This window comes from Clostridium sp. CTA-6, assembly GCF_054768115.1.
This window is the reverse complement of record NZ_BAAAAU010000008.1, coordinates 153,244-168,635: the sequence shown is the minus strand read 5'-3', so window position 1 is coordinate 168,635 and position 15,392 is coordinate 153,244. Positions and strand designations below refer to the sequence as shown.

Below are 15,392 nucleotides of genomic sequence, written 5' to 3'. Positions count from 1 at the left end.
TTATAAAAAATAGGGGTATCAATGATTTTGGAGGTACTATGAAAAAAATTATTAAATCCCTTATGATTATATGTTTAATAGGGATTTTCAGCTTTATTATAACTAAGCATTATTATGAAAATAATAAAGTTAAGCTTTATAATGATAAACTTAATTGTGTTTTAAAATATAAGGGATTAAAAGAAGCTAAAGATTTTGTTTTAGATAAGGAAGGGAATTTCTATATAGCTTTTAAAGATAAGATACAGTTTATAGATGTGAAAGGTAAGAGTTACGACATACTAAAGAAGGAGAACTTAAACATAACTAGTTTAGCCTATAGGGATAAACATTTATATTTTACTTCTAATAATGAACTTTATTCTTATGATATAGAAAAAAATAAGGAAAAGGTTTTAATGGATAATTTGCCAAATATGGGGGACTATAATAAAAGTCTTATTATAATAAAGAAAGATCATTTGTATTTGACTATTGGAGCTGCTACTAATTCAGCAGTAGTAGGTAAGGACAATAAATGGCTTAGTAGTTCTCCTTTCTTTTCAGATGTATCTCCTTATTCTCTTACATTAAACGGTAAAAATTTTGGACCTAAAGGTACAGGAGCTTTTAGTACTTATGGAACTAAGTCAGTAAGAGGGCAAAGGGTAGCAGAACATTTTCCAGGTAATTCTAGCATTATAATATATAATTTAAAAAAAGGACAAATGGAGACCTATGCATGGGGTATAAGAAATTTCAATGGTATAGATTTTAATAGTAAAGGAAAGCTTTTAGTTTCTGTAGGGGGAATGGAATTTAGGGGAGATAGACCAATAAAGGGAGATAGAGATTATATTTATGAAATAAATAAGGGTACTTGGTATGGGTGGCCTGATTATTCAGGCGGAGATCCTATAAATTCTCCTAGATTTAAGGGGAAAGACAATAAACCTGTAAGTTTTGTTTTGGATAAACATCCCCACACTAATCCACCAGCGCCATTATATCAACATAAAACATTAAATTCCATAGGAACTATTGCAATAGATTATACTGGGGATATATTTTCAAAGGATTCTATAATATTTTACGAAAAGAGTGAAAAAGCCTTATATTCTTTAGATAATTTAGGTATAATAAAAAAAGAAGCAGAATTTGAAAAAGCAAATATAGAAAGTATAAAAGTAATTAATAAAAAATTAATTATACTAGACAACAATAGAGGATATTTATATATTATAAATAAGGGAAATTAAATTAAGAGAAAGAAGGTTCCTAATGATAAAAAAACTTGAAAAAACTTATGGGAGTGCTTTAAAAGGAGTATTTTTTGCGGTAAATCCTTTAAAAAAGAAAATGCTTAAAACTAACTGTACTGTGCATAAATATATAAATATTAAAGCGGTGGATTTACTTAAAGTAGAGAATTATGAAAAAGAGTATGAGTTTTTTAAAAAATATATAAAGCACATAAATAACGGTGTTTCTTGGGCAGATCAGGATTTTAAAAGTTCTAATCATTTTTATCATGTAAGCAAAGGAAAAGGATTATATGGCTTTTCTGATGCATTAACAGAATGCAGAAAATATTATAAAAATGCAAAAGAAAGTTTTAATAAAGGTAATATAGAAAAAAGTTTATTTTATTTAGGTGCTGCCTGTCATTTAATACAGGATGCTACAGTGCCTCAACATGTAAATAACAAACTTTTAAAAAGCCATAGAAAATTTGAGCTTTGGATAATAAGTAAGCTTATGACAGATTATTCTTTTGATGCAGAAGAAGGAATAATTAAATATGATGAACTACAAGATTTTATAGTAAATAATGCTATAATGGCTAACGATACCTATTTAAGGAGCATAAATATAAAAAACACAGACAAAAGATATGCTAAAATAGCTACTACTATAATACATGAAGCTCAAAAGACCACTGCAGGGTTTTTATTATTATTTTATGAAGAAATGAAGGTAAAAAATAAGATTCTCCTTTAATAGGAGGATTTTTTTTTTTATTGTAGAATAGTATACAATTAAGAATTATTTATATATAGTGACTATACTTAATATAAATAAAAAAATGTTCCCTTTTGCTACAATTTGAAATTAAAATAAGTATTTTGATTATAAAAAAATGGTAAAGTGGACTTAGGGGATATATAAAGAGGGTGAGTATTATAAACGAAATTGTTATTAATATGGAAAATGAAATTTTTAGGGGCAACTTATTAGATGTGGGTACGGATAATTATGGAATAATATACAACATATATAAACAATATAATGAGGATTCAAACTTAGAATATATAAATGGAGCAGAGGAAAAGGAAAACATAAAAGAAGGTTATTATGATAACTGTATTTTATTGTTTTCCTTTAGCAATATATTTTTCAAAAAAAATAGGATGAGTCTTATACGTGATATATATAGGTATTTAAAGGAAGGGGGAAATGTTTATATTTGGGATATTGATAAAAAATTAAAGGAAACCTTTAATGGAAAAATAAAAATTTTATTGCCAGGAGAAAAAGTTAAAAATATATCTATAAAGGATCTAAATTTACTAAAAGATAGTTCTATAGATACTACTATAAAATTATTAGATCCTTATTTTGAAATAAAGGATTTAAAGTCTTCCGATGGAGTGTACTACATAAAAGGGAAGAAAAAAATAAATACTAATACCAAAGAGGACGAAAAGAGGAAGGAAGAAATTAATGAAAGCACTATTAGTAGCCATTAACTCTAAATATATTCATAGCAATCTAGCTCTTAGATATTTAAGAGCTAATACAGAGGATTTAAATTATGAGTGTATGTTAAAAGAGTTTACTATAAATGATAGGAAAGAAAATATATTAGAAAAAATAATTATGGAAAAAGCTGATTTAGTGGCTTTTTCTTGCTATATATGGAATTTAGAATATGTAGAGGAACTAGCAAATTTAATTAAATTAGTAAAGCCTTCTACAGAAATAATTTTTGGAGGGCCAGAGGTTTCCTATGACAGTGAAAGCTTTTTAAGAAGAGTTCCTGGTGAATATATTATAAAAGGAGAAGGTGAAGAAACCTTTAGAGAATTTATTAAATGCAAAATAGAAAATAAAAGTTTAGATAAGGTAAAAGGATTATATATTAAAACATTAAATGGGATAAAGTACACTGGAGAAAGACATAATATTTCTATGAATTCAGTAGTATTTCCTTATAAAAAAGAAGAAGATTTGAAAAATAAAATAGTTTATTATGAAGCTTCAAGAGGGTGTCCATTTAAGTGTAAATATTGTTTGTCCTCCACATTGCATGGAGTAAGATTTCATGATATAGAAAGAGTAAAAAAAGAAATTGAATTTTTAGTAGATAAAAATGTTAAGCTTATTAAATTTGTAGATAGAACTTTTAATTGCAATCACAAATTTGCAATGGAAGTGTGGGAATATATTATAAATTTAGATACAGATGCTACTTTTCATTTTGAAATATCCGCAGACTTGCTTACAAAGGAAGAATTAGATATTTTAAGCAAATCAAAAGAAGGAAGAATTCAATTTGAAGTGGGAGTTCAAACTACTAATAATGAAGTTTTAAAAAATATAAATAGACATGTAAATTTTGAAACTATTAAAGAAAAGGTAGAGGAACTTAAAAAACTTAAAAATATAAAACAACATTTAGATCTTATTGCAGGGCTGCCAGGAGAAGATTATAACTCTTTTAAAATTTCCTTTAATGATGTTTACAGCGTAGAGCCAGAAGAAATACAATTAGGATTTTTAAAGCTTTTAAAAGGATCTCCTATGAGGTTAGAAGCAGAAAAATGGGGCATGGTATATTCTCCTTATCCCCCTTATGAAATATTAAGTACAAAGGACATAAGTTATGAGGAATTGCTTATACTAAAAAAAGTAGAAGGGGTAGTAGATAAATATTATAACTCAGGAAAATTTAATAATATATTGAAATATTTTATGGGAGAATTTAAAAATCCATTTGACTTTTATTATAGGTTAGCTATGTTTTGTAATGACAAGGGATATTTTGACAGAAATATATCTGGACCTCAATACTATAAAGTTTTCTTAGAATTTAACGAAGAATTTCTAAATAAAAATAGTGAGTTTTTAAAAGAAATAATAAAATATGATTATTTAAAATTTAATAAAAAGCAATGGATGCCAGAGTTTTTAATTAGAGATATAGATAAAAAAATTAAAAGATATTTAAAGGATAAGCTACTACAAAATAGAGTTCAGATATCCGATAATATACACGTAGAGAAATTTTTCATAGATATAGAGAAGTTTATAAGGTCAGGTATAAAAGAAAAAAGAGAGATATATGTTATATTTGACGAAAAAGACAGAGAAAATATAGTTTTTTTAGGAAATAAGGAATAGATATTAGTTATAAGGAATTTTTAGTTAAAAATTAGTATTGATATGTATTGCTAATAAGTATAATTAGTATTATACTTAGATATAAATAATTTAAAGGTGTATTCAATACCATTTAATATAGTATTGAATTATTTAATCTGCGAGGGGGTGATATTTTGGCAAAGGATGCAATTAAAGAAATTAAAGCTGCAGAGGAAGAAGCTAATAAAATAATTAATGATGCTAAGCTTGAGAGCAGAGAAATTATTAAAAAAGCTGAAGAAAATGCTTTAAAAGAGTATAAAGATATAATTAATAAGTCCTCTTTAGAAGCAAAAAGAATTATGGATGAAGTTGAAAGTAAGGCTAATGGGGAAGCAACACTTATTTTTAAAGAAGGTAAAGAGAAAGCAGATGAAATCTTAAATGTTTCCAATGACTTGCTTGATAAAGCAGTTAATCTTGTGGTTGAAAGGATAGTGAAGTTTAATGGCAATAGTTAAAATGAATAAATTTACATTATTAGCCTTTGAATCACACAAAGAAAAGCTTTTGGAAGAACTTCAAAGCTTTGAAGGAGTTCAATTCATAAATCTTCAAAATGATGCTTTGATTGAAAAAGATGAAAGTTTGAAGCTTCTTGATAAGGACTCAGTTGGTTCAAAATATTCAGAATATGCAGCGAATTTATCGAAGCTAAAATTTGTCTTAGATTTTTTAAAAGAATATGTTACTCAAGCATCAGGGTTAAAAGCACTTTTACAGGATAAAAAATCTTTATCTTATAGTACATTAAATGAAAAAATTAAAACTATTGATTGGAAAAGTACTTATGATGATTTAAGAATGAAAGAAGACAGATTAAATTATTTAAGCAATGAAAGAACAAAGATTGATGCAGAAATAAACAGTCTTCTCCCATGGAAAAAGTTTGATGCAAAGTTTAAAAATTTAAAGGAACTTAAACAAACTTCATATTTCATTGGTACTATATCTAAACAATATAAAGAAGATTTTCAAAATGAGTTTCAAGATAATCTTCAAAATAAATATATAGAATTTATTAATGAAGATAATGAAGACTTATATATCTTTGCTTTAGTTTTAAAAGAGGAAGAAGAAAAGGCAAAAGAATTATTTAAAAACTATGGATTTAGTTCTTTAACTTTAGTTTATGAAGATAGTCCTAAAGCAGTTATAGAGAATTTTAATATTAAAATTTCAGAAATAGATAAGGAAGTTGAAAAAATAAATACTGAAATTAAAACCTATGAAAGTAAGATTGAAGAAATACAAATTGCCTATGAATATTTCAATAATCTTATTATTAGGCTTAATGCGTCAGAAAATTTCCTTAAATCTGAAAAAGTTATTGCCATATGTGGTTGGAATACTCTAGATACAAATGAAGAACTGGAAAATATCATTAAGAAAGCTATAGGAAATGATTATTATCTAAGTTTTACAGAGGTTAATGAAGAAGATGATGTAGAAGAAGTACCTATTAAGTTAAAAAATAATGGTTTTGCATCAGCTTTTGAAAGTGTGGTTGAAATGTATAGCCTTCCTTTGTATAAAGAAATAGATCCAACACCAATTTTATCAATATTTTATTTCTTATTTTTCGGCATGATGCTATCTGATGCTGGATATGGATTAATTATGGTTATAGTATCTTCTATTGCTTTAAAGAAAGTTAAAGATACAGCAAAAAGAAATACCTTTAAACTTTTCTTATTTGCTGGAATTTCAACGGTTATATGGGGTGCAATGTATGGTGGATGGTTTGGAGATTTGTTCTCTAATTATTTAGGAATAAAGATACCATATCTTATAGACCCAGCAAAAGGTATAACTCAGATATTAATATTATCTGTTATATTTGGATTAGTTCATATATTTGTAGGCTTAGGTCTTAAGGCTTATATACTTATAAGGAGTGGACAATTAAAGGATGCAATATATGATGTGTTAACATGGTACTTTGTACTCATTGGCGCAATTTTAATGTTAGTTGGTGTAGCTTCATCTGTTGGAAAAATTCTTTTAATTATAGGATTTGTAGGATTACTTCTTACACAGGGAAGATCAGCTCCAACTCTTGGAGGAAAAATCGGTGGAGGCATATATGGAGTCTATGGTTCTACAAGCTATCTTGGAGATGTAGTATCTTATTCAAGGCTTTTAGCTTTAGGGCTTGCTACAGGATTTATTGCAAATGCATTAAATCTTATAGTAAATCTTATTCCAAGCCCATTTAGCTATATAATATCACCAATTTTATTTGTAGCTCTCCATTTATTTAATTTACTTGTTAATGCACTTGGATCATATGTGCATACTGCAAGACTTCAATACCTAGAATTTTTTAATAAATTTTATGAAGGTGGAGGAAAGAAATTTACTCCATATAAACTTTCAGATCAATACTTAAAAATAACTAAATAAGATTTATAAAGGAGGACTTTAATTATGACATTTATGAATTTTTTAACTGAAAATGGTGGATTAATATTTGCTCTTTTAGGAGCTGCATTAGCAACAGGTTTAGCAGGAATAGGTTCAGCGAAAGGGATAGGAATAGTTGGTGAAGCTGCTTCAGGACTTATGACAGAGGAACCAGAAAAGTTTGGTAAAACATTTATATTAGTTGCTCTTCCAGGTACACAAGGATTATATGGATTTGTTATTACACTTATGATTTTATTAAACATTGGTATTCTTGGTGGTAAGGCACCTACACTTGCTAATGGTTTTGCATACTTTATGGCAGCTCTTCCAATAGCACTTGCAGGTTGGAAGTCAGCAATAGCTCAAGGTAAAGCAGCAGCAGCTGGAGTACAAATACTTGCGAAGAAGCCTAATGATGTTATGAAGGGCGTTATATATGCAGTTATGGTTGAAACTTACGCATTACTTGGCTTCGTTGCATCATTATTTATGGTTTTAAACATAAAATAGTTTGGAGTGAGGCGAATGTCTAGCATAAATAATCTAACTGGGAAAATTCTTGAAGAAGCCAAAGTAAAAAAAGAGGAATTTATTAAAGAAGCTAAGGAAGATGGAAAAAAAATATTAGATAAAAAAACTGTCGAAGCTAAAATTATAGAAAAAAATACTATTGAAAAGGCAGAAAGAGAAAGTGTAATAAGAAGAGAAAGAATATTATCAAATGCAGAGCTTAAAGTAAGAAATGAAAAGCTTCAATCAAAACAAAAAGTTATAGAAAATGTCCTTGAAAAGTCCTTAGAAAAGTTAAGCTCTTTATCAAAAGAAGAATATCTTTCTTATATTAAAGAGAGAATCTTAACTCTTCCAATAGACGGAGATGAAAAGATTATAATAAATCTAAAGGACAAGTTACTTATAACTGAAGATTTTATAAATGAAATAAATAGTGAATTAGTTAAAAAAGGAAAACTAGGCAATCTTTCTTTAAGTGATGAAACAAGAGATTTTAAGGCAGGATTTCTACTAGAGAAAAATGGAATTGAAATAAATAATTCTTTTGAAGCTTTAATTAGTTCTATGAAAGATGAATTGGAGTATGAAGTTGCAAGAGTGTTATTTAACTAAGGAGGGAAATTCATGGATGCATTACTATTTACTCAGGTAATACCTAGAATTAGAGTATTAGAAACTAGACTCCTTGACAAAACAAAACTTGATAGGATGATAGATAGCAGCTCTCCTTTAGAAGCTTTAAAGATTCTTGAAGAAACTGAATATTCTATATTTATGTCAAAGGTAAAAAGGCCTGAGGATTATGAAATACTTTTAAGTAATGAGCTTAAAAGAGCTTATCATTTGCTCTACGAAATTTCCCCTGTAAAATCTTTAGTTAATATGATGAGTTTAAAGTACGATTATCATAACATTAAAGTTATGATAAAAGGGAAAATTTTAAATAAAGATTTTACAGATATAATAATCCCTGTGGGTAATGTGCCTATAGAAAAGCTTAAGACTTTTATAGATAATGAATATTATAGAGATTTAAATCCAATAATGAGAAAAGCTATAGAAGATGCTTTGGAAGACTTCGGTACTAATAAAGATCCACAGAGAATTGATATTATACTTGATAAATATATGTTTGAACAAATGCTTTCATTAAATAAGGAAATAGGAGATGAATTTTTAGATAAATATTTAAAAAGTCTTATTGACTTAAATAATATAAAAACTCTTTTAAGAGTTAAAAAGCAAAACAAAGATAAAAACTTTTTTACAAGTGTAATCATAAGTGGAGGTTTTATAGATAAAGATAAACTGATAGCTTTACTTAACGATTCAGTTGAAAATATTCCGGCAAAACTTTCTTATACAGATTATGGAGAAGTTCTTAGAGTTGGGATAGATGCTTATTCAAAGACTGGTTCAATAAATATTTTTGAAAAATTAAGTGATAATTTTATAATGGAGTATATGAAAAGAGCAAAATATATAAGTTTTGGCCCAGAACCAATAATATCTTATTTATATGCCAAAGAAAATGAAATAAAAGTTATAAGAATTATAATGATTGGAAAGCTCAATAACATGAAGAGCGAAATAATAAGAGAAAGGCTGCGTGATATCTATGTATAAAATAGGTGTAGTTGGAGATAAAGATTCCATATTGGCCTTTAAAGCTCTTGGTATTGATGTATATCCTGTTACTGAACCAGATGAAGCAAGAATTACTATAAATAAAATGGCCGCGGAAAAATATGCTATTATATTTGTTACAGAACAAATAGCTAAAAACTTGGAAGAAACTATTGAGAGATATAATAGAGAATTAATTCCTGCCGTTATACTTATTCCTAGTAATCAGGGGTCTCTAAATATTGGTATGCAGAGAATAAATGATAACGTGGAAAAAGCAGTTGGTGTTAATATTTTATAAGGAAGGTAGGTAGGTGAACTTGAAGACAGGACGTGTTTTAAAGATATCTGGACCTTTAGTTGTTGCTGAAGGAATGGAAGAGGCAAATATATATGACGTTGTAAAAGTTGGTGAAAAACGTCTTATTGGTGAAATAATAGAGATGAGAGAAGATAGAGCTTCAGTTCAGGTTTACGAAGAAACTGCAGGTTTAGCACCAGGAGATCCAGTAATAACTACTGGAGAACCTTTAAGTGTTGAATTAGGACCTGGATTAATAGAAGCTATGTTTGATGGAATACAAAGACCTTTAAATGCTATAAAAGCAAAGGCTGGAGATTTCATAACAAAAGGAGTAGAAGTTCATTCATTAGATAGAGATAAGAAATGGCATTTCACTCCAGTTAAAAAAGCAGGAGATACCGTAGAAGCAGGAGATGTAATAGGTATTGTTCAAGAAACTTCTATAGTAGAACATAAAATAATGGTTCCTTATGGTATAAAAGGAACTATAGAAACTATAGAAGAAGGGGATTTTACTATAGTTGATACTGTGGCAAAAGTTAAGGATGGAGATAAACTTTCTGACTTAATGATGATGCAAAAATGGCCTGTTAGAAAGGGCAGACCTTATGGTAGAAAACTTAATCCAGCACAACCTATGATAACAGGTCAAAGGGTTATAGATACATTCTTCCCAGTTACAAAGGGTGGTACAGCTTGTGTTCCAGGACCATTTGGAAGTGGAAAAACTGTTGTACAACATCAATTAGCGAAATGGGCAGATGCTCAAATAGTTGTTTATATTGGTTGTGGAGAACGTGGTAATGAAATGACAGATGTTCTTAATGAATTCCCAGAACTAAAGGATCCTAAAACTGGTGAACCATTAATGAAAAGAACTGTACTTATAGCAAATACTTCTAATATGCCCGTTGCAGCTAGAGAAGCTTCCATATATACTGGAATAACTATAGGAGAATATTTTAGAGATATGGGATATTCTATTGCACTAATGGCAGATTCTACATCTCGTTGGGCTGAGGCTCTTCGTGAGATGTCAGGAAGACTTGAAGAAATGCCTGGTGATGAAGGATATCCAGCATACTTAGGTTCAAGAGCAGCAGAATTCTATGAAAGAGCGGGTAATGTGTTATCTTTAGGATCTGAGGAAAGAGAAGGTGCTCTAACAGTTATAGGGGCTGTATCCCCTCCAGGAGGAGACTTATCAGAGCCCGTTACACAGGCTACTTTAAGAATAGTTAAAGTATTCTGGGGATTAGATGCACAACTTGCATACAGAAGACATTTCCCCGCTATAAATTGGTTGAATTCCTATTCATTGTATATAGAAAAAATAAGCCCTTGGATGGATGAAAATGTAGCATCTGATTGGACAGCACTTAGAATTAAGGCTATGTCACTTCTTCAAGAAGAAGCTAGCTTAGAGGAAATAGTTAGACTTGTAGGTATAGATGCTTTATCTGAAAAGGATAGATTAAAACTTGAAGTTGCAAAATCCTTAAGAGAAGATTACTTGCAACAAAATGCCTTCCATGAAGTAGATACTTATGCTTCATTAGAAAAGCAATATAAGATGTTAAAATTAGTTTTATTCTTCTATGATGAAGCTGAAAGAGCATTAAATGCAGGAGTATATTTAAAAGAACTTTTAGATTTAGAAGTTAGAGATAAAATAGCAAGATCAAAATATATTTCAGAGGAAAATATAAAAAATATAGATGCAATATTTAATGAATTATCAGAGGTAATAGATGAATTAATCAGCAAAGGAGGTATAATGAATGCTTAAGGAATATAGAACAGTTAAAGAAGTAGTTGGACCACTTATGCTGGTTGATCAAGTAGAAGGCGTTAGTTTTGATGAACTTGTTGAAATAGAACTTCATAATGGAGAAAAAAGACGTGGAAGAGTTCTTGAAATTAATAAAGATAAAGCATTGGTTCAATTATTTGAAGGTTCAGCTGGAATAAACATTAAAGGAGCTAAAGTTAAATTCTTGGGCAAACCTCTAGAGCTAGGTGTTTCTGAAGATATGTTAGGAAGAGTATTTGACGGACTGGGTAATCCTAAAGATGGAGGACCTAAAATAATTCCTGATGAAAAAAAGGATATAAGTGGTATACCAATAAATCCAGTGGCAAGAAACTATCCAGATGAATTTATTCAAACAGGGGTTTCAGCTATAGATGGACTTAATACTTTAGTTAGGGGACAAAAGCTTCCTGTTTTCTCAGGATCTGGTTTGCCTCATGCGGAACTTGCGGCTCAAATTGCAAGACAGGCAAAGGTTTTAAATTCAGATTCAAAATTCGCTGTTGTATTTGCAGCTATAGGAACAACTTTTGAAGAAGCACAATATTTTATTGATGACTTTACAAAAACAGGAGCTATAGATAGAGCGGTTTTATTTATAAACTTAGCTAATGATCCAGCTATAGAAAGAATTGCAACACCTAGAATGGCTCTTACTGCAGCTGAATACTTAGCCTTTGAAAAAGGAATGCATGTACTTGTTATAATGACTGATATAACAAACTACTGTGAAGCTCTTCGTGAAGTATCTGCTGCTAGAAAAGAGGTTCCAGGTAGACGTGGATATCCAGGATACTTGTATACAGATCTTTCAACTTTATATGAAAGAGCTGGAAGAATCTTAGGCAAAGAAGGTTCTATAACACAAATTCCTATACTTACAATGCCTGAAGATGATAAAACACATCCAATTCCAGACTTAACAGGATATATAACAGAAGGACAAATAATACTAAGTAGAGAATTATACAAAAAAGGTATAATGCCTCCAATAGATGTATTGCCTTCATTATCAAGACTTAAAGATAAGGGTATAGGTAAAGGCAAAACTAGAGAGGATCATGCAGATACAATGAACCAATTATTTGCAGCTTATGCACAGGGTAAGCAAGCTAAAGAATTATCCGTAATACTTGGGGAATCTGCATTATCCGATGCAGATAAATTGTATGCTAAATTTGCGGATGCTTTCGAAGGAGAATATGTATCTCAAGGGTTCACAACTAATAGAACTATAGAAGAAACACTAAATCTTGGATGGAAATTGTTAACTATATTACCTAAGTCAGAGCTTAAGAGAATAAGAGATGAATATCTAGAAAAATATTTAAATAAAGCTGAAGAAAGCAAATAATAACCATTAAAAGGGATGAGTGATCTTTATGAAATTAAATGTAAATCCTACTAGAATGGAGCTCACTAAACTTAAAAAGAGGTTAACAACAGCCACAAGAGGACATAAACTTCTAAAAGATAAGCAGGATGAGCTTATGAGAAGATTCATAGATATGATAAAAAAGAATAACGAACTTAGAAAAGATGTAGAAAAGGAATTGGAAGGGTCTTTTAAAGACTTTTTAATGGCTAGTGCGGTTATGTCGCCAGAGTTTTTGGAGGAAGCCGTAGCTTATCCAAAGGAAAGCATTTCTGTAGATGTTAAAAAGCAAAACATAATGAGTGTTAATGTGCCTGTATTTGACTTTAAAAGAAAGTTAGAAGGAGATAAAGGAAGTATATTCCCGTATGGTTTTGCCAATACTTCTGCTGAATTAGATGGTGCTATAGAAAAGTTATATGGTATATTACCTAAGCTTTTAGAATTAGCTAAAGTAGAAAAAGCATGCCAACTAATGGCGGATGAAATTGAAAAAACTAGGAGAAGAGTTAATGCTCTAGAATATATGACTATACCTCAACTAGAGGAAACTATAAGATTTATACAAATGAAGTTAGATGAAAATGAAAGAAGTACAGTAACAAGACTTATGAAAATTAAGAGTATGATGGAAGAAAAGCAAAGTAATATGGTATAAAAAAAGCAGCGAAACCCGCTGCTTTTTTTATCTAAAGTAAATATGTTTTACTTTAAAATCAGTGAATAGTTATATATGAGAAAATAATTTTAATAAAATATTATGTTTGCACATATATTAAAGTAAGTATTTTAATTTTAGAGCAAGACTATAAGTATAGCTAAATAAATTTCTAAATTTCGTATTTTCCATAATAATCTCGCATTTTTCTTGAATATTATGTATAATTTAGATATACATCACAAAAAGGAGGGAGTTTTAAAGCTTTTGGCTTTAAGAGTTATTATGGCAGTAAGAGAGATATTACAAGTTGGAGATAAGACTTTAAAAAGAGTTAGTAAAAAAGTAGAATGTATTGATGATGAAATTAAAGGTATTATAGAAGATTTAAAGGATACTTTATATGCAGGTACCGGTATTGGCCTTGCAGCACCTCAAATAGGTTATTTAAAAAGAATTTTTATTATAGATTTAAGAAATGGGCAAGAACCTATAATTCTTATAAATCCTAAATTTTTAAAGAGAATAGGAAAAGAAGAAAGTCAAGAAGGATGTTTAAGCTATCCTGGTTATGAAGGGATCGTTATTAGACCTAGAAGAGTTGTTATAATAGGACTAAATGAGAAAGGTGAAGAAGTTACTTATGAAGCAACAGGCTTACTAAAAGATGCTTTTTGCCATGAATATGATCATTTAGATGGCATAGTTTATATAGATAAGGCTAAAAAAGTATACAAAGTGGAACAAATAGAATAAAAAAGGGGAGAATGCTAATGCATAGGATTATTTATGACTGTGATAACACCATGGGGCTTAAAGATAAAGACGTGGATGATGGTTTAACTTTAATGTATCTTATAGGTAATGAAAATGTAGAGCTAATTGGTTTAACATCAACTCATGGTAATGGTACTGTAGAGGAAGTTCATGAAAATAATCTTAGAATTATGAATCTTTTGGACAAAGAATATAAGCCTATTTTTAAAGGTGGAGATTTAAACACAGGAAGAATTAGTGAAGCAGCTAAATTTTTAGCTATAAGTGCTAGCAGATATAAAGGAGAAATAACTATACTTGCTACAGGTTCCATGTCTAACTTATATGGTGCATATTTATATGATGAAAATTTTTATAAAAATGTAAAAAATATTGTACTGATGGGTGGTATAACAAAACCTTTGCTTATTTCAGGGGTAGAGGTTAGGGAATTAAATTTATCCTGTGATTATGAAGCATCCTATAGTGTTTTAACTTCAGGAGCAGATATAACTATATTAGATGGACATGTTACTCTTCAAGCTTTGTTTAGAGAGAAAGAGTTAAATGTACTTAAAAATAGTTCAAATGAAATATTGAGATATGTATATAAAGAAATAGAGCCTTGGTTTAATTCTATGGAAAAAACTTTTAATATAAAAGCCTTTTGCAATTGGGATGCATCGGCAGCTATGTATATAACAAATAAGGAGATTTTCAATGAAAATTTTGTTTATATAAATCCTGATATAGAAGAACTAAAATCTGGAATTATAAGTTTAAGTGAAAAAGATAAAGGATTTAAAGTAAATATGCCAAATAAGATAATAGATTTAGATAAATTTAATAGTATTCTTATTGAAAAGTGGGGAAAACTATAAAAGGAGTAATTCTTAAGTTTACATGTAGTTTATTTATGAGAAGAATCTATACTTATTTAAATTTTGAAGGCCCTTACCTTAAGACATGGCTATGGAATAAAATTATTTTAAGATAGTAGGTGTTTATATGAAAAATATAGTTATTCCAATAGAGGAAAATGAGATATGCGCTCTAGAGGAAGATACTACTAAATTTACGTTCTATACACTAAAAGAAGATAAGTTTATAGAAAAGCATATTATTTTAAAAAAACTTAAAGAAGATATGGTAGAATTTTTAAAAAAGCAGGACGTAAATACTATTATTACATTAGGGATATCTAATAATCTTAATTTAAAATTAAAAGAAAATAATTTTCATGTAGTTGTTTTAAATGATAAAGAAAAATTAAAAGATTTTATTCATAAACTGACATAAAATTATTACTAGTTTTAGATAGACTGCATTTATCATAAGCACCTTTATTCACTAAAAATTTAGAAAAGTTTATATAAATATTATATGTTAAAGATATATTAAAAGTAAAAAGCTATAAATTTGAAAGATTAAATTTCAAATTTATAGCTTTTTAATTATTAATTTATTAAAAAAATATTTATATGCTTTGTATTTTTAGTTTATTGTAATTAAAATTCTATTTAGGGTACTATTA

General features: G+C 28.9%; 16 protein-coding genes. All 16 read left to right on the top strand.

What is annotated here, in order from left to right:
- The first annotated feature begins 38 nt into the window (after positions 1-38).
- The 16 genes from ACYUDJ_RS13850 to ACYUDJ_RS13775 all read left to right on the top strand — a co-directional run bounded on the left by ACYUDJ_RS13850 (position 39) and on the right by ACYUDJ_RS13775 (position 15,157).
- Entirely contained in the window at positions 39-1,238 is a 1,200-nt protein-coding gene (locus ACYUDJ_RS13850) for a PQQ-dependent sugar dehydrogenase (RefSeq protein ID WP_043032142.1), read from the top strand.
- Positions 1,239-1,260: 22 nt separating this feature from the next.
- A complete protein-coding gene (locus ACYUDJ_RS13845; RefSeq protein ID WP_003484522.1) occupies positions 1,261-1,980 on the top strand; it encodes a zinc dependent phospholipase C family protein in 720 nt (239 codons plus the stop codon).
- Positions 1,981-2,153: 173 nt separating this feature from the next.
- Positions 2,154-2,729, top strand: a complete 576-nt coding sequence (locus ACYUDJ_RS13840; protein ID WP_003484523.1) for a hypothetical protein — start codon at positions 2,154-2,156, stop codon at positions 2,727-2,729.
- Positions 2,704-4,383 carry a B12-binding domain-containing radical SAM protein gene (locus ACYUDJ_RS13835; RefSeq protein WP_043032141.1) on the top strand — a complete coding sequence of 560 codons (1,680 nt, stop codon included), beginning with the start codon at positions 2,704-2,706 and terminating at the stop codon, positions 4,381-4,383. The genes ACYUDJ_RS13840 and ACYUDJ_RS13835 overlap by 26 nt, the downstream gene beginning before the upstream one ends.
- Positions 4,384-4,538: 155 nt before the next feature.
- Positions 4,539-4,865: an ATPase gene (locus ACYUDJ_RS13830; protein ID WP_003484525.1), complete on the top strand. Its 327-nt coding sequence runs from the start codon at positions 4,539-4,541 to the stop codon at positions 4,863-4,865.
- Positions 4,852-6,810 carry a V-type ATP synthase subunit I gene (locus tag ACYUDJ_RS13825; protein ID WP_043032140.1) on the top strand — a complete coding sequence of 653 codons (1,959 nt, stop codon included), beginning with the start codon at positions 4,852-4,854 and terminating at the stop codon, positions 6,808-6,810. Before ACYUDJ_RS13830 ends, ACYUDJ_RS13825 begins: the two co-directional genes overlap by 14 nt.
- Before the next feature lie 24 nt (positions 6,811-6,834).
- Positions 6,835-7,323, top strand: a complete 489-nt coding sequence (locus tag ACYUDJ_RS13820) for a V-type ATP synthase subunit K (RefSeq protein ID WP_003484527.1) — start codon at positions 6,835-6,837, stop codon at positions 7,321-7,323.
- Positions 7,324-7,338: 15 nt separating this feature from the next.
- Positions 7,339-7,938 (top strand): V-type ATP synthase subunit E, encoded by a 600-nt coding sequence (locus ACYUDJ_RS13815; protein WP_003484528.1) that lies wholly within the window; start codon positions 7,339-7,341, stop codon positions 7,936-7,938.
- A 12-nt stretch (positions 7,939-7,950) separates the two neighbouring features.
- Entirely contained in the window at positions 7,951-8,952 is a 1,002-nt protein-coding gene (locus ACYUDJ_RS13810) for a V-type ATP synthase subunit C (RefSeq protein WP_043032139.1), read from the top strand.
- The gene (locus ACYUDJ_RS13805; protein ID WP_187116478.1) at positions 8,939-9,253 is read left to right on the top strand and encodes a V-type ATP synthase subunit F; all 315 of its coding nucleotides are present in this window, start codon (positions 8,939-8,941) and stop codon (positions 9,251-9,253) included. The genes ACYUDJ_RS13810 and ACYUDJ_RS13805 overlap by 14 nt, the downstream gene beginning before the upstream one ends.
- Before the next feature lie 19 nt (positions 9,254-9,272).
- Complete coding sequence (locus ACYUDJ_RS13800) at positions 9,273-11,045, top strand: V-type ATP synthase subunit A (RefSeq protein ID WP_042385469.1); 1,773 nt, start codon at positions 9,273-9,275, stop codon at positions 11,043-11,045.
- Positions 11,038-12,423 carry a V-type ATP synthase subunit B gene (locus tag ACYUDJ_RS13795; RefSeq protein ID WP_043032138.1) on the top strand — a complete coding sequence of 462 codons (1,386 nt, stop codon included), beginning with the start codon at positions 11,038-11,040 and terminating at the stop codon, positions 12,421-12,423. The genes ACYUDJ_RS13800 and ACYUDJ_RS13795 overlap by 8 nt, the downstream gene beginning before the upstream one ends.
- A gap of 28 nt (positions 12,424-12,451) precedes the next feature.
- Entirely contained in the window at positions 12,452-13,102 is a 651-nt protein-coding gene (locus tag ACYUDJ_RS13790; protein ID WP_030035883.1) for a V-type ATP synthase subunit D, read from the top strand.
- Positions 13,103-13,321: 219 nt separating this feature from the next.
- A complete protein-coding gene (def, locus tag ACYUDJ_RS13785) occupies positions 13,322-13,858 on the top strand; it encodes a peptide deformylase (protein ID WP_080333552.1) in 537 nt (178 codons plus the stop codon).
- A gap of 17 nt (positions 13,859-13,875) precedes the next feature.
- On the top strand, positions 13,876-14,739 hold the full coding sequence (locus ACYUDJ_RS13780; RefSeq protein WP_043032137.1) for a nucleoside hydrolase: 864 nt from the start codon (positions 13,876-13,878) through the stop codon (positions 14,737-14,739).
- A 127-nt stretch (positions 14,740-14,866) separates the two neighbouring features.
- Positions 14,867-15,157, top strand: coding sequence for a NifB/NifX family molybdenum-iron cluster-binding protein (locus ACYUDJ_RS13775; RefSeq protein WP_003484536.1), 291 nt, complete (start codon positions 14,867-14,869; stop codon positions 15,155-15,157).
- Positions 15,158-15,392: the final 235 nt, after the last annotated feature.

Coding starts and splice junctions, on each gene's coding strand:
- ACYUDJ_RS13850 (WP_043032142.1), top strand. CDS start 39: ATGAAAAAAATTATTAAATCCCTTATGATTATATGTTTAATAGGGATT.
- ACYUDJ_RS13845 (WP_003484522.1), top strand. CDS start 1,261: ATGATAAAAAAACTTGAAAAAACTTATGGGAGTGCTTTAAAAGGAGTA.
- ACYUDJ_RS13835 (WP_043032141.1), top strand. CDS start 2,704: ATGAAAGCACTATTAGTAGCCATTAACTCTAAATATATTCATAGCAAT.
- ACYUDJ_RS13825 (WP_043032140.1), top strand. CDS start 4,852: ATGGCAATAGTTAAAATGAATAAATTTACATTATTAGCCTTTGAATCA.
- ACYUDJ_RS13820 (WP_003484527.1), top strand. CDS start 6,835: ATGACATTTATGAATTTTTTAACTGAAAATGGTGGATTAATATTTGCT.
- ACYUDJ_RS13815 (WP_003484528.1), top strand. CDS start 7,339: ATGTCTAGCATAAATAATCTAACTGGGAAAATTCTTGAAGAAGCCAAA.
- ACYUDJ_RS13810 (WP_043032139.1), top strand. CDS start 7,951: ATGGATGCATTACTATTTACTCAGGTAATACCTAGAATTAGAGTATTA.
- ACYUDJ_RS13795 (WP_043032138.1), top strand. CDS start 11,038: ATGCTTAAGGAATATAGAACAGTTAAAGAAGTAGTTGGACCACTTATG.
- ACYUDJ_RS13790 (WP_030035883.1), top strand. CDS start 12,452: ATGAAATTAAATGTAAATCCTACTAGAATGGAGCTCACTAAACTTAAA.
- def (WP_080333552.1), top strand. CDS start 13,322: ATGTATAATTTAGATATACATCACAAAAAGGAGGGAGTTTTAAAGCTT.
- ACYUDJ_RS13780 (WP_043032137.1), top strand. CDS start 13,876: ATGCATAGGATTATTTATGACTGTGATAACACCATGGGGCTTAAAGAT.
- ACYUDJ_RS13775 (WP_003484536.1), top strand. CDS start 14,867: ATGAAAAATATAGTTATTCCAATAGAGGAAAATGAGATATGCGCTCTA.